At 67.9% G+C, this 16,820-nt stretch carries 19 protein-coding genes; 10 read left to right on the forward strand and 9 right to left on the reverse strand.

Translation table 11 applies throughout. The features are described from left to right. The first annotated feature begins 42 nt into the window (after positions 1 to 42). The 7 genes from KAK88_RS05620 (at position 43) to KAK88_RS05650 (ending at position 4,507) form a co-directional block, all read left to right on the forward strand. Positions 43 to 804 (forward strand): glutaredoxin family protein, encoded by a 762-nt coding sequence (locus KAK88_RS05620; RefSeq protein ID WP_242078228.1) that lies wholly within the window; start codon positions 43 to 45, stop codon positions 802 to 804. 150 nt (positions 805 to 954) lie between these two features. Then, positions 955 to 1,290 (forward strand): ArsR/SmtB family transcription factor, encoded by a 336-nt coding sequence (locus tag KAK88_RS05625; RefSeq protein ID WP_242078229.1) that lies wholly within the window; start codon positions 955 to 957, stop codon positions 1,288 to 1,290. A gap of 7 nt (positions 1,291 to 1,297) precedes the next feature. Beyond that, a complete protein-coding gene (gene arsC, locus KAK88_RS05630) occupies positions 1,298 to 1,723 on the forward strand; it encodes an arsenate reductase (glutaredoxin) (protein WP_242078230.1) in 426 nt (141 codons plus the stop codon). Further along, a complete protein-coding gene (gene arsB, locus KAK88_RS05635) occupies positions 1,720 to 2,799 on the forward strand; it encodes an ACR3 family arsenite efflux transporter (RefSeq protein ID WP_242078231.1) in 1,080 nt (359 codons plus the stop codon). The genes arsC and arsB overlap by 4 nt, the downstream gene beginning before the upstream one ends. After that, a complete protein-coding gene (locus KAK88_RS05640; RefSeq protein ID WP_242078232.1) occupies positions 2,799 to 3,215 on the forward strand; it encodes a GNAT family N-acetyltransferase in 417 nt (138 codons plus the stop codon). Before arsB ends, KAK88_RS05640 begins: the two co-directional genes overlap by 1 nt. Beyond that, positions 3,215 to 3,967, forward strand: a complete 753-nt coding sequence (gene arsH, locus KAK88_RS05645; protein ID WP_242078233.1) for an arsenical resistance protein ArsH — start codon at positions 3,215 to 3,217, stop codon at positions 3,965 to 3,967. The genes KAK88_RS05640 and arsH overlap by 1 nt, the downstream gene beginning before the upstream one ends. A gap of 18 nt (positions 3,968 to 3,985) precedes the next feature. After that, on the forward strand, positions 3,986 to 4,507 hold the full coding sequence (locus tag KAK88_RS05650; RefSeq protein ID WP_242078234.1) for an arsenate reductase ArsC: 522 nt from the start codon (positions 3,986 to 3,988) through the stop codon (positions 4,505 to 4,507). Between the two features lie 327 nt (positions 4,508 to 4,834). Here KAK88_RS05650 and KAK88_RS05655 read toward each other — a convergent pair whose 3' ends face one another. From KAK88_RS05655 to KAK88_RS05665, 3 genes are all read right to left on the reverse strand, one after another. Next, positions 4,835 to 6,769 (reverse strand): FTR1 family protein, encoded by a 1,935-nt coding sequence (locus KAK88_RS05655; protein WP_242078235.1) that lies wholly within the window; start codon positions 6,767 to 6,769, stop codon positions 4,835 to 4,837. Between the two features lie 41 nt (positions 6,770 to 6,810). Beyond that, on the reverse strand, positions 6,811 to 7,113 hold the full coding sequence (locus KAK88_RS05660; RefSeq protein WP_347265477.1) for a MerR family DNA-binding protein: 303 nt from the start codon (positions 7,111 to 7,113) through the stop codon (positions 6,811 to 6,813). A gap of 773 nt (positions 7,114 to 7,886) precedes the next feature. Further along, positions 7,887 to 9,296, reverse strand: coding sequence for an SLC13 family permease (locus tag KAK88_RS05665; RefSeq protein ID WP_091749145.1), 1,410 nt, complete (start codon positions 9,294 to 9,296; stop codon positions 7,887 to 7,889). 89 nt (positions 9,297 to 9,385) lie between these two features. Between KAK88_RS05665 and KAK88_RS05670 the strand changes: the two genes are divergently transcribed. After that, positions 9,386 to 10,204 carry a hypothetical protein gene (locus KAK88_RS05670; RefSeq protein WP_242078236.1) on the forward strand — a complete coding sequence of 273 codons (819 nt, stop codon included), beginning with the start codon at positions 9,386 to 9,388 and terminating at the stop codon, positions 10,202 to 10,204. A gap of 2 nt (positions 10,205 to 10,206) precedes the next feature. Here KAK88_RS05670 and KAK88_RS05675 read toward each other — a convergent pair whose 3' ends face one another. Genes KAK88_RS05675 through KAK88_RS05700 form a run of 6 tightly spaced genes read right to left on the reverse strand, consistent with a single transcriptional unit; the run spans position 10,207 to position 15,055 of the window. Next, positions 10,207 to 10,836 (reverse strand): methyltransferase family protein, encoded by a 630-nt coding sequence (locus tag KAK88_RS05675; protein WP_242078237.1) that lies wholly within the window; start codon positions 10,834 to 10,836, stop codon positions 10,207 to 10,209. Between the two features lie 11 nt (positions 10,837 to 10,847). Continuing rightward, positions 10,848 to 11,495: a tetratricopeptide repeat protein gene (locus KAK88_RS05680; RefSeq protein WP_153922598.1), complete on the reverse strand. Its 648-nt coding sequence runs from the start codon at positions 11,493 to 11,495 to the stop codon at positions 10,848 to 10,850. 27 nt (positions 11,496 to 11,522) lie between these two features. Beyond that, on the reverse strand, positions 11,523 to 12,275 hold the full coding sequence (locus tag KAK88_RS05685; RefSeq protein ID WP_242078238.1) for an SDR family NAD(P)-dependent oxidoreductase: 753 nt from the start codon (positions 12,273 to 12,275) through the stop codon (positions 11,523 to 11,525). Further along, positions 12,265 to 12,942 (reverse strand): TenA family transcriptional regulator, encoded by a 678-nt coding sequence (locus KAK88_RS05690; protein ID WP_242078239.1) that lies wholly within the window; start codon positions 12,940 to 12,942, stop codon positions 12,265 to 12,267. Before KAK88_RS05690 ends, KAK88_RS05685 begins: the two co-directional genes overlap by 11 nt. A gap of 8 nt (positions 12,943 to 12,950) precedes the next feature. Then, positions 12,951 to 14,375, reverse strand: a complete 1,425-nt coding sequence (locus tag KAK88_RS05695; protein ID WP_242078240.1) for an AMP-binding protein — start codon at positions 14,373 to 14,375, stop codon at positions 12,951 to 12,953. Beyond that, positions 14,375 to 15,055 carry a thermostable hemolysin gene (locus KAK88_RS05700; RefSeq protein ID WP_242078241.1) on the reverse strand — a complete coding sequence of 227 codons (681 nt, stop codon included), beginning with the start codon at positions 15,053 to 15,055 and terminating at the stop codon, positions 14,375 to 14,377. The genes KAK88_RS05695 and KAK88_RS05700 overlap by 1 nt, the downstream gene beginning before the upstream one ends. Positions 15,056 to 15,176: 121 nt before the next feature. Between KAK88_RS05700 and KAK88_RS05705 the strand changes: the two genes are divergently transcribed. Both KAK88_RS05705 and KAK88_RS05710 read left to right on the forward strand, forming a co-directional pair. After that, positions 15,177 to 15,740, forward strand: coding sequence for an RNA polymerase sigma factor (locus KAK88_RS05705; protein ID WP_242078242.1), 564 nt, complete (start codon positions 15,177 to 15,179; stop codon positions 15,738 to 15,740). An 85-nt stretch (positions 15,741 to 15,825) separates the two neighbouring features. Continuing rightward, entirely contained in the window at positions 15,826 to 16,806 is a 981-nt protein-coding gene (locus tag KAK88_RS05710) for a FecR family protein (protein WP_242078243.1), read from the forward strand. Positions 16,807 to 16,820: the final 14 nt, after the last annotated feature.

Below are 16,820 nucleotides of genomic sequence, written 5' to 3' on the forward strand. Positions count from 1 at the left end.
CTAGGGTGTGCGCCTCGGACTGAGAATGTCGAGGAGACCCAGATGACCAAGACCGCCACAATCTATCGCATGGTGATGCCGGAGCACACCTGTCCGTGGGGACTGAAAGCCCGTCACCTGCTCAAGAGCCGCGGTTATAAGGTCGAGGATCATTGGCTGACGACGCGTGAGCAGACCGACGCCTTCAAGACCGAGCATGGGGTTAAGACGACGCCCCAGGTGTTCATCGACGGAAAACGGATCGGCGGACACGACGACCTGCGCCGCTTCTTCGGCCTCAAGGTCCGCGATCCGAAGGCGACGACCTACACGCCGGTGCTCGTGGTGTTTATGACCACCGCCGTCATGGCCGCAATGCTCAGCCTGGCAGTCGATGGGACGCCGTTCACGGTGCGCGCTGGCGAGTGGTTCATCGCTCTGTCGATGATGGCGCTGGCCATGTTCAAGCTTCAGAACGTCGAGAGCTTCTCGGCGATGTTTCTTAACTATGATCTTCTGGCCAAACGGTGGGTGCCCTACGGCAAGGTCTACCCCTACGCCGAGTTTGGGGCGGGGGCTCTGATGGTAGCGGGCGTGCTGACTTGGCTGTCTGCTCCGGTCGCTCTGTTCATCGGCGGCGTCGGGGCAGTCTCGGTGGCCAGGGCGGTATCCATCGACAAGCGCGAGCTGAAATGCGCCTGCGTTGGCGGCGACAGCAATGTCCCGCTAGGCTTCCTGTCGCTGACTGAGAACCTGATGATGATCGCCATGGCGGCCTGGATGCTGGTTATGGAGTATGGCCGGGTCGGCGAAATGGCGATGTAGTTTGCCGCGACGGCGAGATGGATCAAGGCTGCGGGCCGTCGGCATTGCATCGCCTTGATCGCTCGTGCCTTGTATTTTCGCTGGATCGTTCATCCATCGAGCGGGGAGACGGGGCTTGATCTAAAATCATATTTCGACGATAGTAGAAATATGGAATCAACTTCAGCACTCCTTTCCCTCGCGGCGTTGTCGCAGGCCACACGGCTGGACGCGTTTCGTCTCCTCGTGCTCCACGAACCCGACGGTCTGCCGGCCGGGGAAATCTCCAACCATCTGGCAATCCCGGCCAATACGCTGTCGTCTCATCTCGGTGTCCTTACCCGGGCGGGGCTGATCAAGTCGGAGCGTCGCAGCCGGTCGATCATCTATCGGGCCGACTTGGACCGGCTTCGCGATCTGGTCCTGTTCCTGCTCAAGGACTGCTGTGGGGGCAGAGCGGAACTGTGCGAGCCATTGTTGGCCGAACTCGCGCCCTGTTGCCCCTGAGGACATGATGGACATCGTTATCTATCACAACCCCGCCTGCGGGACGTCTCGCAACGCCCTGGAACTGATCCGGCACGTCGGGATCGAGCCTCATGTGGTCGAATATCTGAAGACCCCGCCGTCGCGCGCCATGGTCGCCTGGCTGGCCGGGCGGATCGGCGCCCCGCTGCGCGACCTGCTGCGGGAGAAGGGCACGCCCTTCGCCGAACTGGGTCTCGAGAACCCCGACCTGACGGATGAGCAGCTGCTCGATGCGATCGAGGCCCATCCGATCCTGCTCAACCGTCCGATCGTGGTCAGCCCCTTTCGGGTCCGCCTGTGCCGCCCGTCGGAGGCCGTGCTGGATCTGCTGCCGGGCGAGGACCTGAAGCCCTTCACCAAGGAGGACGGCGAGGTCGTCATCGACGCCGACGGCCGCCGGGTGGGACGATGACCGACGCGCCCGCCGCTGCGCCGCGCCGCCTGTCATTCCTCGACCGCTGGCTGACGGTGTGGATCTTCGCCGCCATGGCTGTGGGCGTTTTGCTCGGAACCGTGGCGCCTGGCCTGCCCGCGTGGGTCGACAGCCTGTCGGTGGGGACCACCAACATCCCGATCGCCATCGGCCTCATCCTGATGATGTACCCGCCGCTGGCCAAGGTGCGCTACGAGGCCCTGCCGCGCGTGTTCGCCGACAAGCGGGTTCTGGCCCTGTCCCTGATCCAGAACTGGATTCTCGGGCCGGTGCTGATGTTCGCCCTGGCGGTGATCTTCCTGCGCGATCAGCCGGAGTACATGACCGGCGTGATCCTGATCGGCTTGGCGCGCTGTATCGCCATGGTGCTGGTCTGGAACCAGCTGGCGCGCGGCGACAACCAGTATGTGGCCGGTCTCGTGGCCTTCAACTCGATCTTCCAGATCCTGTTCTTCAGCCTCTACGCCTGGCTCTTCCTCACCGTCCTGCCGCCGCTGTTCGGCCTGCAGGGCAGCGTGGTGGACGTCAGCGTCTGGACCATCGCCGAAGCCGTGCTGGTCTATCTCGGCGTTCCGTTCCTGGCCGGTTTCCTGACCCGCCGCAGCCTGATCGCCCGCAAGGGCGCCGATTGGTACGAGCGCCGCTTCCTGCCGCGCATCGGGCCGATCACCCTGATCGCGCTGCTCTTCACCATCGTGGCCATGTTCAGCCTCAAGGGCGGAGAGGTCGTGGCCCTGCCGCTGGACGCCCTGCGCATCGCCATTCCGCTGACGATCTACTTCCTCGTCATGTTCGTCGTCAGCTTCCTGATGGGCAAGCTGATCGAGGCCGACTACCCGCGCACCACGGCCCTGGCCTTCACCGCGGCGTCCAACAATTTCGAGCTGGCCATCGCGGTCGCCATCGCGGCGTTCGGCCTGGCCTCGCCGGTCGCCTTCGCGGCCGTCATCGGCCCGCTGGTGGAGGTGCCGGTGCTGATCCTGCTGGTGTCGGTCGCCCTCTGGATGGGCCGGCGCTGGTTCCCGGACACCGTCCCGCCGGCGGACGCCGGGTGATGGTGGTCCTCTATCTGATCGAGGCGACCGACGCCGGCCTGATCGCCGCGTTGCGGGCCGAAGGCCTGCCCGCGCCTGAGGCCGGCCGCTACTTCAGCGCCGATCACCACGGCGCCGTGGTCGGCTACGTCGGTCTGGAAGGGGAGGGACGCGACCTGCTGCTCCGCTCCCTGGTTGTGCTCGCCGACCGGAAGGCGCGCGGCCTCGGAGCCCGGGTGCTGGCCGCCGCTGAAACCGTCGCCGGTGATCTGGGCGGCGAACGCCTGCATCTGCTCACCACGACGGCCGAGCCCTTCTTCGCCCGGCACGGCTACCGGGCGGCGAACCGCCAGACGGCGCCGGAGACGATCCGGCGGACCCGCGAGTTCGCGGGGCTGTGCCCGGCGTCGGCGGCTTATCTGACCAAGGATCTCTGATGACCTTCGACCGCCTGCGACCGCTGCCCGATGCGGATCATCTGCCGGCCTTGGACAAGGCCTATCTCTCGGCCGATACGGCCCGCGGTCTGGGACCGCACGAGCATCCGCCCCGGATCCTGCTCCTCTACGGATCGCTCCGCGAACGGTCCTATTCGCGCTTCTGCGTTGAGGAGGCGGCCCGTCTGCTGCAATGGATGGGGTGTGAAACCCGTATCTTCGATCCGTCTGACCTGCCCCTCCCGGGGTCGCCCAGCGACGACGATCACCCGGCGGTGAGAGAGTTGCGCGAGCACGCCCTTTGGTCCGAGGGCATGGTGTGGTGCAGCCCGGAGCGGCATGGCCAAGTCTCGGGCCTGATGAAGCTGCAGATTGATCATCTTCCCCTGAGCATGGGCGGCGTGCGCCCGACCCAGGGCCGGACCCTGGCCGTCATGCAGGTCTCCGGCGGGTCGCAGAGCTTCAACGCCGTCAACACCCTGCGGCTGCTCGGCCGCTGGATGCGGATGATCACCATCCCCAACCAGTCCAGCGTGGCCAAGGCCTTTCAGGAGTTCGATGACGCCGGGCGGATGAAGCCGTCCGCCTACTATGAGCGCATCGTCGACGTGATGGAGGAGCTGGTGCGCTTCACAATCCTCACCCGGCCGCACGCCGCCCGACTGGTCGATCGCTATTCCGAGCGCAAGGCGGCCGGGGTTCCGGTCGACGCCGCGACCGACCTGTCCTCCATCGCCATCGCCGCCCAATAGGCCCGCCGGGAGCTCGCCATGCCCAGTACCGACCGCCGCTTCTCCGTGCTCTTCCGGCGCACGGGCAATTCCGCGCGCTCGATCATCGCCGAATCCATCCTGCGCAAGATCGGGTCGGATCGCTTCATCGCCCATTCCGCGGGCTCCGCGCCCAAGGGGGCCGCCCATCCCGCCGCCCTGCGCGTCTTGGACTCGCACGGCTATCCGACCGAAGGCCTGCGCTCGAAAGGCTGGGACGAGTTCGCCGCCCCCGGCGCCGACCCGATCGATATCGTGGTCACCGTCTGCGACAACGCCGCCGGAGAGGTCTGCCCGGTCTGGCCCGGGCATCCGGTGGCGGTGCACTACGGTCTTGAGGATCCGGCCGCCGTCGAGGGCGACGAGGCCGAGATCGATCGCGCCTTCGGACGGACCCTTAAGGAGTTGCTGGCCCGCATCAGCCTGCTGACCCAGCTGCACGTCGAGAGCTTGGACCGCCTGGCGCTGAAGGCCCAGCTGCAGGCCATCCACCAGACCGCCGGGGCGGACGAGAACGGCTAGAGCCGCGTTCTCAGCGACGGGTCGATCGAGCGGCGCCAATCCTCGCCCACCTGGGCGGCGTCGGCGAACTCCGACCATCGGGGAACCGTGTCATGTCCACTTTCAGAGCATCGCCTTGAGGGCGGGCGCGCTTGGCACGCAGCCCAGGTCAAGGCGCCTTCGCCAGTAATCGTGTCCGAATGCTGCAGGGTCGCCCGCATAACTCGCCATTTTTGGCGAACTGCGGTGGCCCAGGGGCTGTAAGTCGCCACAAGTGGCGACTTGTGACCTCTGCAGACGAGCGACCGCTTTGGCGACGACCCCAAAGCCTACGACTGTACGCCTGCGTCAGCCGGCGGCCGCCGCCTTCGCGCTCGATCGGGACGCCCGGAGGAAGCCGACCACGAGGACGAGGAAGGTGAGCAGCTGAAAGAGGACGCCCTCCAGGGTCGGATACAGGCCCAGGATTTCGGTGCGGGGAATCCAGGCGACCGGATGGACGTCGATCCAGCCCGCTTCCTGCAGGGCGGCGACGCCCTTGCCGACCAGGACGACCGACAGGACCGCCATCAGGATCGAGCTGAGAGAGAAGAACTGACCGATCGGCAGGCGCTTGCTGTAGGTCAGCAGGGCCCAGGCCACGACCGCGAGCACGGCGACGGCCGAGAGGGCGCCGGCCAGCATGCCGAGATGACCGCCCTGGCTCCAGATGGCGGCATAGAACAGGATGGTCTCGAACACTTCGCGGTAGACCACCACGAAGGCGAGCAGGAACAGCAGCCAGGCCGATCGGCCCGATAGGGCCCTGGAGAGCTTGTCGCGGATATAGGTCTGCCAGGCGTCGGCGTGCGACTTGCCGTGCATCCAGATGCCGACGGAGACGAGCACCGCGCCGGCCAGGAGCGAGCCGAAGCCCTCGGTCAGTTCGCGGCTCGCGCCGCTGATCGAGATCAGGAAGGTGGCCGCCGCCCAGGTCGCCCCGCCCGCCGCCAGGGCGGCGATCCAACCGCCATGAACGTAGCGCAGCGCCTCGGGGCGCTCCGCCTTGCGCAGGAAGGCGATCATGGCGACCACGATCAGCAGGGCCTCCAGCCCTTCGCGCAGGAGGATGGTGAAGGCGCCGGCGAAGCTGGCGACATTGTCCGCCTCCTGGGGCGCCAGGGCCCGTTCGGCGGTGTCGAGCAGGGCGCTGAGGCGTTCGACCTGGGCCTCGACCTCGCTGGTCGGGGCGCCCCGGCCGATGGCGGCCCGCAAGCCGGTCATGGCGGTTTCGACCCGTCGCAGCAGAGCGCCGTCGCGGGCGCCGAGCGCCGGCTCCACGGGCTCGAAGCCGTCGAGATAGGCCGAGAGCGCCAGATCGGCGGCCTGTTTGCGGTCGCCCGCGCGATAGGCCGTCAGGCTCTCGGTCAGGCGCGTGCGGGCGAGCGTCAGCGCGCCGCCCGAGGCCGGCGGCGCCGCGTCCGGATGCCGGCGCAGATAGGCGGTGACGGCGCGGGCCTTGGTCTCGCCGATACGCGACGCCAGGTCGGCGGGCGTGGTCTGGGTGACCGCGGCCAAGGTGGGGAAGGCGGCCCGGATCGCCGGATCGCTCTCCCACAGGCGCTGGCCTTCGGCGGCTTCGGCCTCGGTGAAGGCGAAGCGTCCGACGTAGAAGGCGAGGGCCCAGCGATCCTCGGCCGGCAGATGCGCGAAACTGGCCATCGCCGTGCCGTCCAGGCCTTGGTCGATCACCTGATAGAGGCCGAAGACGCTGCGCTGGCGAGCCCGCTCGACATCGGCGAAGGCGATGGGCGCGGGGTCCAGCCCCTGAGCCCCTTCGCCGTCGGCGCGGCCCGTGACGCCGTGGCAGACGGCGCACTGCTCCTGGTAGAGGGCCTGCCCTCGCGCGAGATCGGGCGGGAAGGACGGCGCCAGCGGGCTCGGATAGGCGGCGAGCAGGGCCGCGGCCAGGGTCTTGGCCTGGGCTGCGACCGCCTCCGGTGCGGCCTTGTCGCGGATGCGGGTCTCCAGGGCGGCGGCGTCGCGCACGAGTGCGGCCTTGCCGGCGGTCGCGGGCAGGGCGTCGATGCGGGTGCGGATCTGGCCCGCGAACTCGGTCATCTCGCCGTATTCGGCCGGGTTTACGATCTGGCCGTTCGCGACGGCGCCGGCGTAGTCGACCGACACATAGTCCAGCAGCCGCCAAGCGACTTGGGCTTCCGAGGCGGCGGGCGCCTGGGCTTGGACCGGAGCCGAGGACCCGAGGAGCAGGGTCAAGAACAGCAACTGAAGGAGATGACGCATGGCGGGCCTAACTGTGAACGGCTCGCATTATCACTGGTGCGTCAGGGTGTCGCGCTCGAAAGTGAAGCTCGCCCGCCGGCGTCGTGCCCATGACCGCAGAAGGCGTGGTCATGCAGCACCTCGATGACCTTGCAGGCGGAGACCCGGCCGCCGGCGCATTCGGTCGTCATGCGCGACAGCTCCGTCTTGAGCGCCTCAAGCTGGGCGATCTTCTCGGTGACGTCGCTCAGATGGCGCTCGGCGATCGCATTGGCCTCGCCGCAAGCCCGGTCGGGATGATCCGACAGGTCGAGCAGGGACTGGATCGAGCCGATGTCGAACCCCAGCTGGAGCGCGTCGTGGATTACGGAGAGGCAGCGGGGGCGGAGCCGTCATACAGGCGGAGATCGCTGGCGGTGCGCGACGGGGTTGGCAACTAATACGATGTGCTCATAGACGCGGATGGCCCTGAGCGATCAATGTCGTCATCGAGACATCGGCCACACGCGCGGCCCCGACCGGGACCGCTGTTGGCAGGACGCCACCCAACTAGGAAGCCCGTGTTGGATCCTGAGGGCTGGGACCCCGACTACGATGGTGAGCGTAATCGGCGGCTCTTGAGCGGTCGACTCTCAATCGACCGCCGGGTGCCCCGGCTCAACGGCAGCAAAGCCGCACATGGACCGGCGTCCCGCCGTCTTGCGGAACCTCGCGGAATGCGTGGTGGTGGCATGCGATGACGAAAAAGCCCGATGCGCCACACTAGGGACTTGGACTTCCTGAGGTCAAGGACGGTGGGCGGTCGACGTAGAGCCTCGGGACCGATGTCAAACTTCCGGCAGTGAAATAGCGTCCGCTCCTAGTGCATATCGGGCGCGAGGATAGGAGGGCGTCTTAAACGTCTGTTGCAATCGTGCTCGCTCGCGCGGCACCTCGTTCACCGTGCTCCGTCGCATGAGCCTTGAAGCGTCGCACTCGCACTTGGACTTACACAAGTTCTTACACACGTCCTAGATTTGTGATAGAAACTCGAAAAGTTTCAAGCCGTTGATGCTGCCGTGTGCGACTTAAAATCTGCCGGACGAAAGTCCTTGCCGGTTCAAGCCCGGCCGCCCGCACCACTCCGAACGCTACTCGATCAGAACGGGAAGAAGATCGGGATGGCGACCATGGCGGCGATCCAGGTGATCAGGTTCAGGGGCAGGCCAACGCGGACGAAGTCCATGTAGCTGTAGCCGCCCATGTTGAAGACCAGCACATTGGTCTGATAGCCGAACGGGGTGGCGAAGGCGGCAGAGGCCGCCATCATAACGCACACCAGGAAGGGGCGGGGATCCACGCCCAGGCTTTCGGCCAAGGCTACGGCGATGGGGGTGATCAGGACTGCGACCGTGGCGTTGGACAGCAGTTCGGTGGCGAACAGCGTCACGCCGTAGAGCACGATCAAGGCGCCCAGCGGCCCCAGCGGCCGGATCACGCCGATCAGACGATCTGCGCCGGCGGACGCCAGCCCCGTCACTTCGATGGCCGTGCCGACCACGACCATGCCGGCGATCAGCAGCAAGATTTCGGGGCGCAGTCCGGCATAGGCCTCCTCGGGCGTGATGACGCGCAGCAGGATCAGTCCGACGGCTCCGGCGAAGGCCGAGGCGGCGATCGGCGCCCACCCCAGCGCCGCCGACAGGATCACCAGCACGAAGACGCCCAGCGAGATCGCCGCCGGCCTGAGCCGAAGCGGGCGATCCGCGGCCCCATACAGTTCCACGTCGCCGAGATGCGCGTCGCCCGATCCGTCGACCTGATTTCGTGATCCGCCCAGGCGCGGCAGGCCGAACGGCAGCAGGCGCTTGCGGCGATTGATGGCTTCGGCCTCTGCGCGACGACGCGCCTCTTCCATTTCCGCCAGACGTGCGGCTTCCGCCTCGTCCATGGCGACCGATCGACCCAGTTGGCGCGCACCCACGAAATAGAGCCACAGGCCGCCGACGACCGCGATGGCCAATCCTACGGGCGTGATCTCGAAAAGGCCGAACACCGGCTGGCCGGCGTTGCGGGCCATGTCGTTGACCAGCAGATTGGTCGATGTCCCGATCAGCGTCAGCAGACCGCCCATGACCGTGACGTGGCTGAGCGGCATCAGAAAGCGTTTGGGCGACAGGCGAAGCGACTGGGCCACGTCGCGGATCACCGGCGCGGCCAAGACCACCACAGGGGTGTTGTTCAGAAAGCCGCCGACCGAACCGCACAGGCCGATGACGATCCAGATGCCCCGGGCGCCGATCCGGGCGGACAGCTGCGTCGCCTGTCGGATCAGCCAGCCCAAGAGGCCGGACAGTTCGATGGCGTAGGCGATGACGAACAGACCGGCCAAAGCGATGACCGCGGGACTGGCGAAGGCGCCCTGCACCTCAACCGGCCGCACGACGCCCAGCAGCAGGAGGACGGCGGCGCCCGTCAAGGCGACGACATCCGCCCGCATCTTGCCATGGATCAACACGCCCACGACGGCGACAAGCACGGCTAGGGCGGCGATCTGGTCGAAAGTCATGATGCTGTGCAGACCGTCCCCCATCGTTCGCGTCAACCTTTTTCGGGTGAGCGCATCCCCATCAGCGGTTCGCGTGTTAGGGTGGTTCCATGCTCGAAACGATTGCGTCGCCTCGGTATTCGATAATCGCGCTTGCGGCGTCCCTGCTGGTGCTCGCCGCGTGCCAGCGTGAGCCGCAGCCCGCACCCGCTCCGGCTGAGAAATCCGAAACGCCGCCGGTAGTGACCGTCGCGCCTGCGCCGGTGCTGGATCGCGCCGGCCTGCTTGAAGCCATGGACATCGCCGCCTCGGCCTTCGCCGCAGGGCGAGAGGTCGGGGGCGCGTCTCTGGCCGGGCGACGGTTCGTCGTCCGCCAGGCCTTTGGCTGCGGGGCGCCGAGCGAGGCCGCCGAAGCTGCGGCCGATGGGCTGGCGACGGTCGCCTGGGCGAAAGACCGCCAAAGCCTGAAGTTTAGTTTGGCGCCGGCGGATTGGCTGCAGTCCGGTGTGGTTGGAGGCGACGACAGCGGGCTGGAGGCTGTCGAGGGATTCTGGCTTGCCCGGCCGTGGCTGCTCACCGAGGCCTGCCCGGCGATGGCGCCCGGCGCCTCGGCTTCAACTCAGGCCTCGCCTCAGACGGCGGGGCTGGCCGCCGTATTCAAACCGAACGGCGCTCGGACCGGGCGCCGAAACGGCCGCGCCTATGAGTTCACCTTGCGCGGCGAGGACGGTCAACCACCCGTGCCGTCGGCGCAAGGATACCGTCTTGTCCTCGAAGGCCGGATGACCGCCTTCGCCGACGGCCGCGCGATCCACTGTCGGGCCGCCGCCGCCGATCAACGGCCGGCTTGCATCGGCGCAGTGCAACTCGACCGCGTCGCCTTCGAAGACGCCGACGGCCAGATGCTCAGCGAGTGGCGCGACGGTTAGGTCTAGAACAGACTGACCGGGAAGCCGATCAACCCCGACGATTGCAGGTGCTCGATGCCTTCCATGACGGGGACGGCGGCGAGGAAGACCAGGCCGTCGCGCAGGGTGCGGACGAAGAAGGCGGGACGGATGGTCAGTTCCTCGGCGTCGCGCCAGCGGGTGGGATTGGGCAGGAAGCGCGGCGTGCGGGCGCAGTAGGCGGCATAGGGCGCGCCGAAATGTTCGGCCAGCCAGGCCTCTTCGCGACCGACCGTGCGCAGAAAGACCAGGAAGGTCGCCACGGCGAAGATCGCGCCGATCGTCACGCTGCCGGTCTGGGCGCCGACGCCGAAGGCGCCGATGAAGCTGAAGACATAGAGCGGGTTGCGCGTGATGGAATAGGGGCCGCGATCAACGATCTCGGCCTTCTTGCGTCCGCCGATATAGAGCGAGCACCAGGCGCGGCCGACGATGGCGACGATTATCGCGGCCAGGCCCAAGGCCTCGACGCCCTCATGCCATTCGCCGTCGAGGGCGGCGACCGAGCGGACGCTGGCGGTCAGGACGATGAGGGCCAGCAGAACCAGGCCGGCGAACCATTTGCGACGGCGTTGGACGACGTCGAGCGACAGGGCGGGGGGAACAGGGCTCATGATGGATCTGTTCAGTGATGCTGCTGGGCGCGGACGAGCAGGGCGCGGGCCTCGGCCTTGCGGCCACGGTCGGCGACGGCGCGGCCGGGACGGGCAGGGGCGTCGATGGCCTTTTGCAGATAGCGGGCGGCGCCGTTCCAATCGTGTTCACGCACCAGCAGATCGCCCATGAAGAAGTTGGCATCGACGTCGTTGGGCGCCATGGCCAGACCACGCTGGAGATAGTCGCGGGCGCGCTGACGGTTGCCGAAACCGATCGGGGCGCCCGGAACCTGGGCGTAGAGCGAACCGAGGCTGACATAGACCGAACCGTTCAGCGCGCGCGGATTGATCCGCTCGGCCTGTTCCAGTTCGGTGCGCGCCTCACGCACCAGGCCCAGGGCGCCGATTCCGCCCTTCAATCCCGCTTCCGAAGCGGTGATGATGGCGTCCCAGACCAGAGGTTCGGCGCGGTTGGGGCATTGGGCCACGACGGCGTCGGCCTGGGTGTTCAACCGCGCCATTTCCGCCATTCGAACGCCTTGCGGGACCTCGAAATTCACATGGTCCCACGACTGCTGGAGGCCGCGCGCGCGGTCGTCGCAGGCGTCGGCGTGGGCGACGGAGGCGACCGTCAGGGGGGCGGCCATCAGGGCCAGGGCGAACAGGGCGGTCTTCATGGCGTGTCTCTCCTTTTGTTCTGTGGTTCAGCCGGCGAACAGGGCGCGGGCCTTCAGGTCGTTGGATTTCAGGGCCCCGTCGATCAGGCCGGGCGCCAGGGCGTTGAGGCGGACGAACAGGCTTTCGGGGAAGCCGAGATAGACGTCGCGGCGATCTGAGCGGATGGCGGCGACGATGCGGTCGGCGATCGGGTCCGGATCGTCCACGGCCATGCCGGTCAGACGCGCATATTCGTCGACCTTGGCGGAGTTGAACGGCGTAGCCACTGCGCGGGGCGCGACATAGGTGACGCCGACGCCCGTGCCGGCCAGTTCGCGACGCAACGATTGGCTGAGCGCCCGCATCCCGGCCTTGGCGCTGGAATAGCTGGCGAAGTGGGCGAAGTTGATCGAGCCGAAGATCGATCCGACGTTGGCGATCTGGCCGTGCTTGCGGGCCTTCATGCCGGGCAGGACGGCCTGTGCCAGACGCGCCGGCGCGACCAGATTGACCATATAGGTCGCCAGCAGATGCTCGGGCGTCTGCTGCTCCAGCGGGCCGAAATGCTGGATGCCGGCGATATTGATCAGAATGTCCCAGGCGCGGCCGCCGGCCTGTTCGGCGACGCTGTCGAGGCCCTGCGGAGTGGACAGGTCGCCCACCAGGGTGTGATGGCCCGCCACCGGCGCGCGGGCGACGATCGTGACCCGACCGCCCTCGCGCTCGATCCGCTCGACCACACGACGTCCCAAGGCGCCTGAGCCGCCGGTGATCAGGATGTTGCGATCCTCAAACTGCATCGACCGTCTCCCGCGCTGCGATGTGGGGGATGGAGGCGAAGACCCCGCCGAACAGACCGAACATCACCTTGGCCATGTGGACGATGGCGGCGCGGTCGTCGGCGTCCGACACTCCGTCCAGCAGTTGCTTGAGGAAAAGGATGTGATCCTGATCCAGAGCCCCGTGGGAAATCAGATAGGTGAAGGCGGCGGGCGGCAGGCCGAGGCTCTGTTGCACGGCCTCGGCGCCGACGCTGGCCAGTTGGATGCTGGTGCCTTCCAGCACATAGACCATGCCGAAGAAGGCCATCGGATTGATGCGCTGGATGGTGTCATAGGCATAGGCCACCATCAGTTCGGTCGCGACGTTCGGGCCGTGCTGCACGGTCTGATCGGGGTCGCCGCCGGCGGCGCGGATGTCGTTCAGAATCCACTGCTCGTGGCCGGTTTCCTCGGCGATGTAGTCGTCGAGCGCGGCCTTGAAGACGGCGTGATCATCGTCGAGCCGCGCCCGGGCGGCCTGCATCAACGGCACGGTGTGGCGGACGTGGTGATAGGCTTGGGCCAGATAGGCGACGTAGGTTTCGCGGCTGATGCGGCCGGCCAGACCGTCCCTGATCTGGGGGATGGCGCTGAAGGCGGCCCGCTCGGTTGCGGTCGCGGCGACCAGGGTTTCAAAAAACGACATGCGAACTCTCAGGCGGCTTGCGAGGGGGAGGGGGCGTAGGTGCGCAGCAGGGTCTCGCGACGCGGACGACCGTTGGCGGTGACCTGACCGGCGGCGGGATCGAAGGGCGGGACCAGACGCCAGTCGCCGATGCGGGCGTAGTCGGGCAGGCGGGCGTTGGCGCGTGCGACGGCGGCTTCGATCTGGGCCGGTTCGGCGCCGGGCATCGCCACGATCAGGGCCGACAACGACGCCTCCGCCTCGCCCATCGCCATGGCCTGAAGGATCTGGGGTTCGGCCAGAAGCTCGCTCTCGACCCATTCGGGCGCGACGTTGCGCCCGAAGGCGGTGATCAGGGTGTTGGCCTTGCGGCCTTCGATGCTGAGCCGTCCATCGGCGTCGAAGCGGCCGATGTCGCCGGTGTGCAGACGCTCCGGCGCGGGCGCCTGGCCGACATAGCCGAGGAAGGGATGGGGCGAGACCAGGATTTCGCCGTCGTCGGCCAGATGGACCGCAAGGTGAGGCAAGGGCCGGCCGACCGTGCCGGGGCGAGCGTCGTCCGGACTGTTGAGCGCCACGACCGAGGCGCATTCGCTGAGGCCATAGCCCTCGACCACAGGCAGGCCGGCATTGGCGGCGGCCTCCAGCAGCGCCGGGGACACCCGGGCGCCGCCGACCGCGATCATCTCCAGCCGATGATCCAGCCGCATCGCGCCTTGGGCGGCGATCAGGCCGCGCAGCAGTTCGGGAACCAGGATCAGGGTCGTGGCACCGGTCTGGACAGCGGTGGTCAGCAGGCGCGCAAAGTCGGGGCGGAATGCCTCGCCCATCCCGGCCTCGGCCAGGCTGGCGGCGTGATAGCAGCCGCCGGCCAGAAGCGTCGCATAGAGGCCGGCGACATTCTCCAGCAGCACCGCCAGCGGCAGCACAGGCAGATGCAGCCCTGCGCGGTCCCGGCCCAGGACCTGAACCAGAGAGGCGGCGACCGCCTCCATCTGATCCTGCGACAGGCAGACCCCCTTGGGCGCGCCGGTCGAGCCGGAGGTGTAGGTGATCTTGGCCGTGCCGGGATGCAAATCACGCACCGGCAGCCCCGTCGGCGTCAGCCGGATCGGCGCGCCGCCCGCCGTCAGCTCGCCTGGAGCGCCCGGCGTGATCAGCAGCCCCGCGCCGGCATCGGCCAAGGCATGATCGCGTTGAGCGGCCGTGAAGAAGGGCGGGATCGGCACGCTCGGTCGCTGGGCGAGGATCAGCGCCAGATCGGCGACGACCCAGGCCGCCCCGTTGTCGAGCAGGACCCCGACCGGAGATCGGTCGTCGGCCAGGGCGGTCGCCAGCTGACCGACCTGCGCCAGCAGTTCGGCCGCGGTCAACGAACCTTCGGCCCACTCGATCACCACATCATCGGGCGTGGTGCGGGCGCGACGCGACAGGGCGTCCAGAACGGCGCTCATTAGCGATCCTCGTAGTGCAGGCGGGTGCGGACGGCCCGTCCGACCGGCGCCGTTTCGGAGAAGTGATCCAGCGGCGCGGTCGCCGCGTCGATCGAGCCGGCCAGCACCACGGGATCGGTCTGATAGTAGGCGCCCCAGCTGCCGCCGCCGTCGTCGAGGCGGCGCGGATCGGCGCGCGCGAGCTGAAGCGCGCCCAGACCGGCCTTGTGGAAGATGCGGCGCAACTCGTCGGTCGCGGTGGCGACGGCGAACCTCAGACCTTCGGACTGCAGATGATGGGCCATGGCGGCGAACAGGAAGACGGTCGCGCCCTGTCCGCTGGAGGCCAGGCTGCCGATCTCGACCACCTGCGCGCGGTCGATGGCGCCGATGGCCTGGCTCAGGACCGTCTCGACGGAGCCGTCCAGATATTGTTCCAAGTACAGGGGCGCCTCGGCGGCGTGCCGGAAGCCGACGGCGGCGTAGATGACGCCAGCCTCGTCCTGAACGCTCATCAGGGTCGGGAAATGGGCCTGGATCTGGCCGCCATAGGCCTCGGCATAGGCCGCCTCGATGAACTGCTCCACGCGGCGACGTTCGCCTCGGCAGGGGTCGTCGAACCGGATGATGCGCGACGACAGCGTGCGGCGCGCGCGCGGCCGAACCGGATCGGCGTCTTCGGGCAGGCGGAGTGGAAACATGCGGGCCTCGGGCCAAGGGACTTCGGGCCAGAGACGACGCGGTGCGGCGACCCCCACAAAAAAATCTTTCGCCGTCGCAATCGCGGTTGCCGCAGAGTGCGCAGCAACCCACGATGGGGTGGTGAACGCCTCTTCCGGTCCCCCTCAGCACGACCCGAGCCGACCGGCGCGGCAAGCCTTGGCGGACGCGTGGCTGGACAGCCGCCCGGCGCTTGTGCGCTTTCTGACGGCGCGCACGGGATCGTCGGCTGCGGCCGAAGATTTGGCGCAGGATGTCTGGGTGCGGCTGCAATCCGTGACCGAGGAGGCCGCCGCCGAGGTCCGCCATCCGCAGGCCTTCCTCTATCGGATCGCCGCCAATCTGGCCCTGGATGCGTCCAAGGCGCAGCGTCGTGCAGGCGCGCGCGATCTGGAATGGCGGCGCGCTTCCGCTATCGATGATGCGGCCGAAGCCCAGGATGCGCCGTCGGCCGAGGACGCCGTCTGGGCCAAGCTGAAACTGGAAAAGGTTGTCGCCGCGATCGACCGGATGCCGCCCAAGGCCGCGGAGGCCTTCCGTCTGCACAAGATGGCCGGGCTCAGCCAGGCCGAGGTGGCCGAGCGGATGGGCGTCTCGCGCAGCGCGGTCGAAAAATACGTTTCCGCCTCGCTGAAGGAACTGCTGCTGCGGGTCGGTTGGCCATGACGACTGTTTTTCGCCATTTTTCATTGAGGATGCGGCGCGACCGCGTCGTCTCTCCCACAAAGCCCGCTCGGGCCCGGACCGGATCATGACCCAGGACGCTGTCATCAAGGACGAGGAGATCGCCGCCCAGGCCGCCGCCTGGGTCGTGCGTCTGCGCGCCGATGACGTGACGATTGCGGACATCGACGCGGCGACGGCCTGGCTCGATCAAGATCCGGCCCATCGGCGCGCCTTCGACGAGGCCGAGGGGCTTTGGGCGGCCTCGGATGTCCTAGACGACCGTTCCGACGTTCAGCCGGCGCCAGTCATCGACCTGTCGGCGCATCGCGAGCGGCGCAAGGGACCGGGGCGGCGATGGATGGTGGCGGTCCCGGCGATGGCTGCGGCTCTCGCCGCGGCGATCTTCCTAGGCCCGATGCTGCAAACCGCGCCCACCGTGGTCTACAGCACCGCGCCCGGCGAAACGCGGACGGTGACCTTGGACGACGGATCGCGGCTTCAGATCAACGGCGGCTCGACCCTGTCGGTGAAGATGGAGCGAGGACGGCGTCTGGTGCATATGGATCAGGCCGAGGCGACCTTCGATGTCGCGCATGACGCCGGCCGACCCTTCCTGATCGATGTCGGCGAAAGCCAGGTGCGCGTGGTCGGCACGGCGTTCAACATCCGAAGATCCGCCGATGACACCCAGGTGGCGGTGCTGCGGGGCGTCGTCGAGGTCAGCGACCTGAAACAGCCCGCGCGGCGGGTGCGTCTGACGGTCGGTCAGTCGGTCCAGCGCGACGACGCCGACGACCGCATGACCGTGGCCCCCGTCGATGTCCGCACCGCCGCCGCCTGGACCCAGGGGCGACGGGCCTATGACGATCGGCCGCTGCGCGAGATCGTCGCCGACCTCAGCCGCGCCTTCGCTACGCCGGTGACCGTGGCGCCGAACGCGGCGAACCTGCGCTTCTCCGGCACGCTGGTTCTTGATGACGAAGCGGCGGTGATCGGCCGGCTGGAACGGTTCCTGCCGATCAAGGCCACTCGCGGGCCGCAAGGGGTTCGTCTAGAACGGCGCTGAACCTGCTTCGGACG

Source organism: Brevundimonas diminuta, assembly GCF_022654015.1.
Classification (GTDB): Bacteria; Pseudomonadota; Alphaproteobacteria; order Caulobacterales; family Caulobacteraceae; genus Brevundimonas; species Brevundimonas diminuta_C.

Excerpts from the sequence above, each read along its gene's own strand:
- KAK88_RS05655 (WP_242078235.1), bottom strand. The coding sequence starts at position 6,769 with ATGCGTCATCTCCTTCAGTTGCTGTTCTTGACCCTGCTCCTCGGGTCC.
- arsC (WP_242078230.1), top strand. The coding sequence starts at position 1,298 with ATGGACATCGTTATCTATCACAACCCCGCCTGCGGGACGTCTCGCAAC.
- KAK88_RS05700 (WP_242078241.1), bottom strand. The coding sequence starts at position 15,055 with ATGTTTCCACTCCGCCTGCCCGAAGACGCCGATCCGGTTCGGCCGCGC.
- KAK88_RS05625 (WP_242078229.1), top strand. The coding sequence starts at position 955 with ATGGAATCAACTTCAGCACTCCTTTCCCTCGCGGCGTTGTCGCAGGCC.
- arsB (WP_242078231.1), top strand. The coding sequence starts at position 1,720 with ATGACCGACGCGCCCGCCGCTGCGCCGCGCCGCCTGTCATTCCTCGAC.
- KAK88_RS05680 (WP_153922598.1), bottom strand. The coding sequence starts at position 11,495 with ATGAAGACCGCCCTGTTCGCCCTGGCCCTGATGGCCGCCCCCCTGACG.
- KAK88_RS05650 (WP_242078234.1), top strand. The coding sequence starts at position 3,986 with ATGCCCAGTACCGACCGCCGCTTCTCCGTGCTCTTCCGGCGCACGGGC.
- KAK88_RS05685 (WP_242078238.1), bottom strand. The coding sequence starts at position 12,275 with ATGCAGTTTGAGGATCGCAACATCCTGATCACCGGCGGCTCAGGCGCC.
- KAK88_RS05670 (WP_242078236.1), top strand. The coding sequence starts at position 9,386 with ATGCTCGAAACGATTGCGTCGCCTCGGTATTCGATAATCGCGCTTGCG.
- KAK88_RS05665 (WP_091749145.1), bottom strand. The coding sequence starts at position 9,296 with ATGACTTTCGACCAGATCGCCGCCCTAGCCGTGCTTGTCGCCGTCGTG.
- KAK88_RS05640 (WP_242078232.1), top strand. The coding sequence starts at position 2,799 with ATGGTGGTCCTCTATCTGATCGAGGCGACCGACGCCGGCCTGATCGCC.
- KAK88_RS05675 (WP_242078237.1), bottom strand. The coding sequence starts at position 10,836 with ATGAGCCCTGTTCCCCCCGCCCTGTCGCTCGACGTCGTCCAACGCCGT.
- KAK88_RS05620 (WP_242078228.1), top strand. The coding sequence starts at position 43 with ATGACCAAGACCGCCACAATCTATCGCATGGTGATGCCGGAGCACACC.
- KAK88_RS05690 (WP_242078239.1), bottom strand. The coding sequence starts at position 12,942 with ATGTCGTTTTTTGAAACCCTGGTCGCCGCGACCGCAACCGAGCGGGCC.
- KAK88_RS05710 (WP_242078243.1), top strand. The coding sequence starts at position 15,826 with ATGACCCAGGACGCTGTCATCAAGGACGAGGAGATCGCCGCCCAGGCC.
- arsH (WP_242078233.1), top strand. The coding sequence starts at position 3,215 with ATGACCTTCGACCGCCTGCGACCGCTGCCCGATGCGGATCATCTGCCG.
- KAK88_RS05695 (WP_242078240.1), bottom strand. The coding sequence starts at position 14,375 with ATGAGCGCCGTTCTGGACGCCCTGTCGCGTCGCGCCCGCACCACGCCC.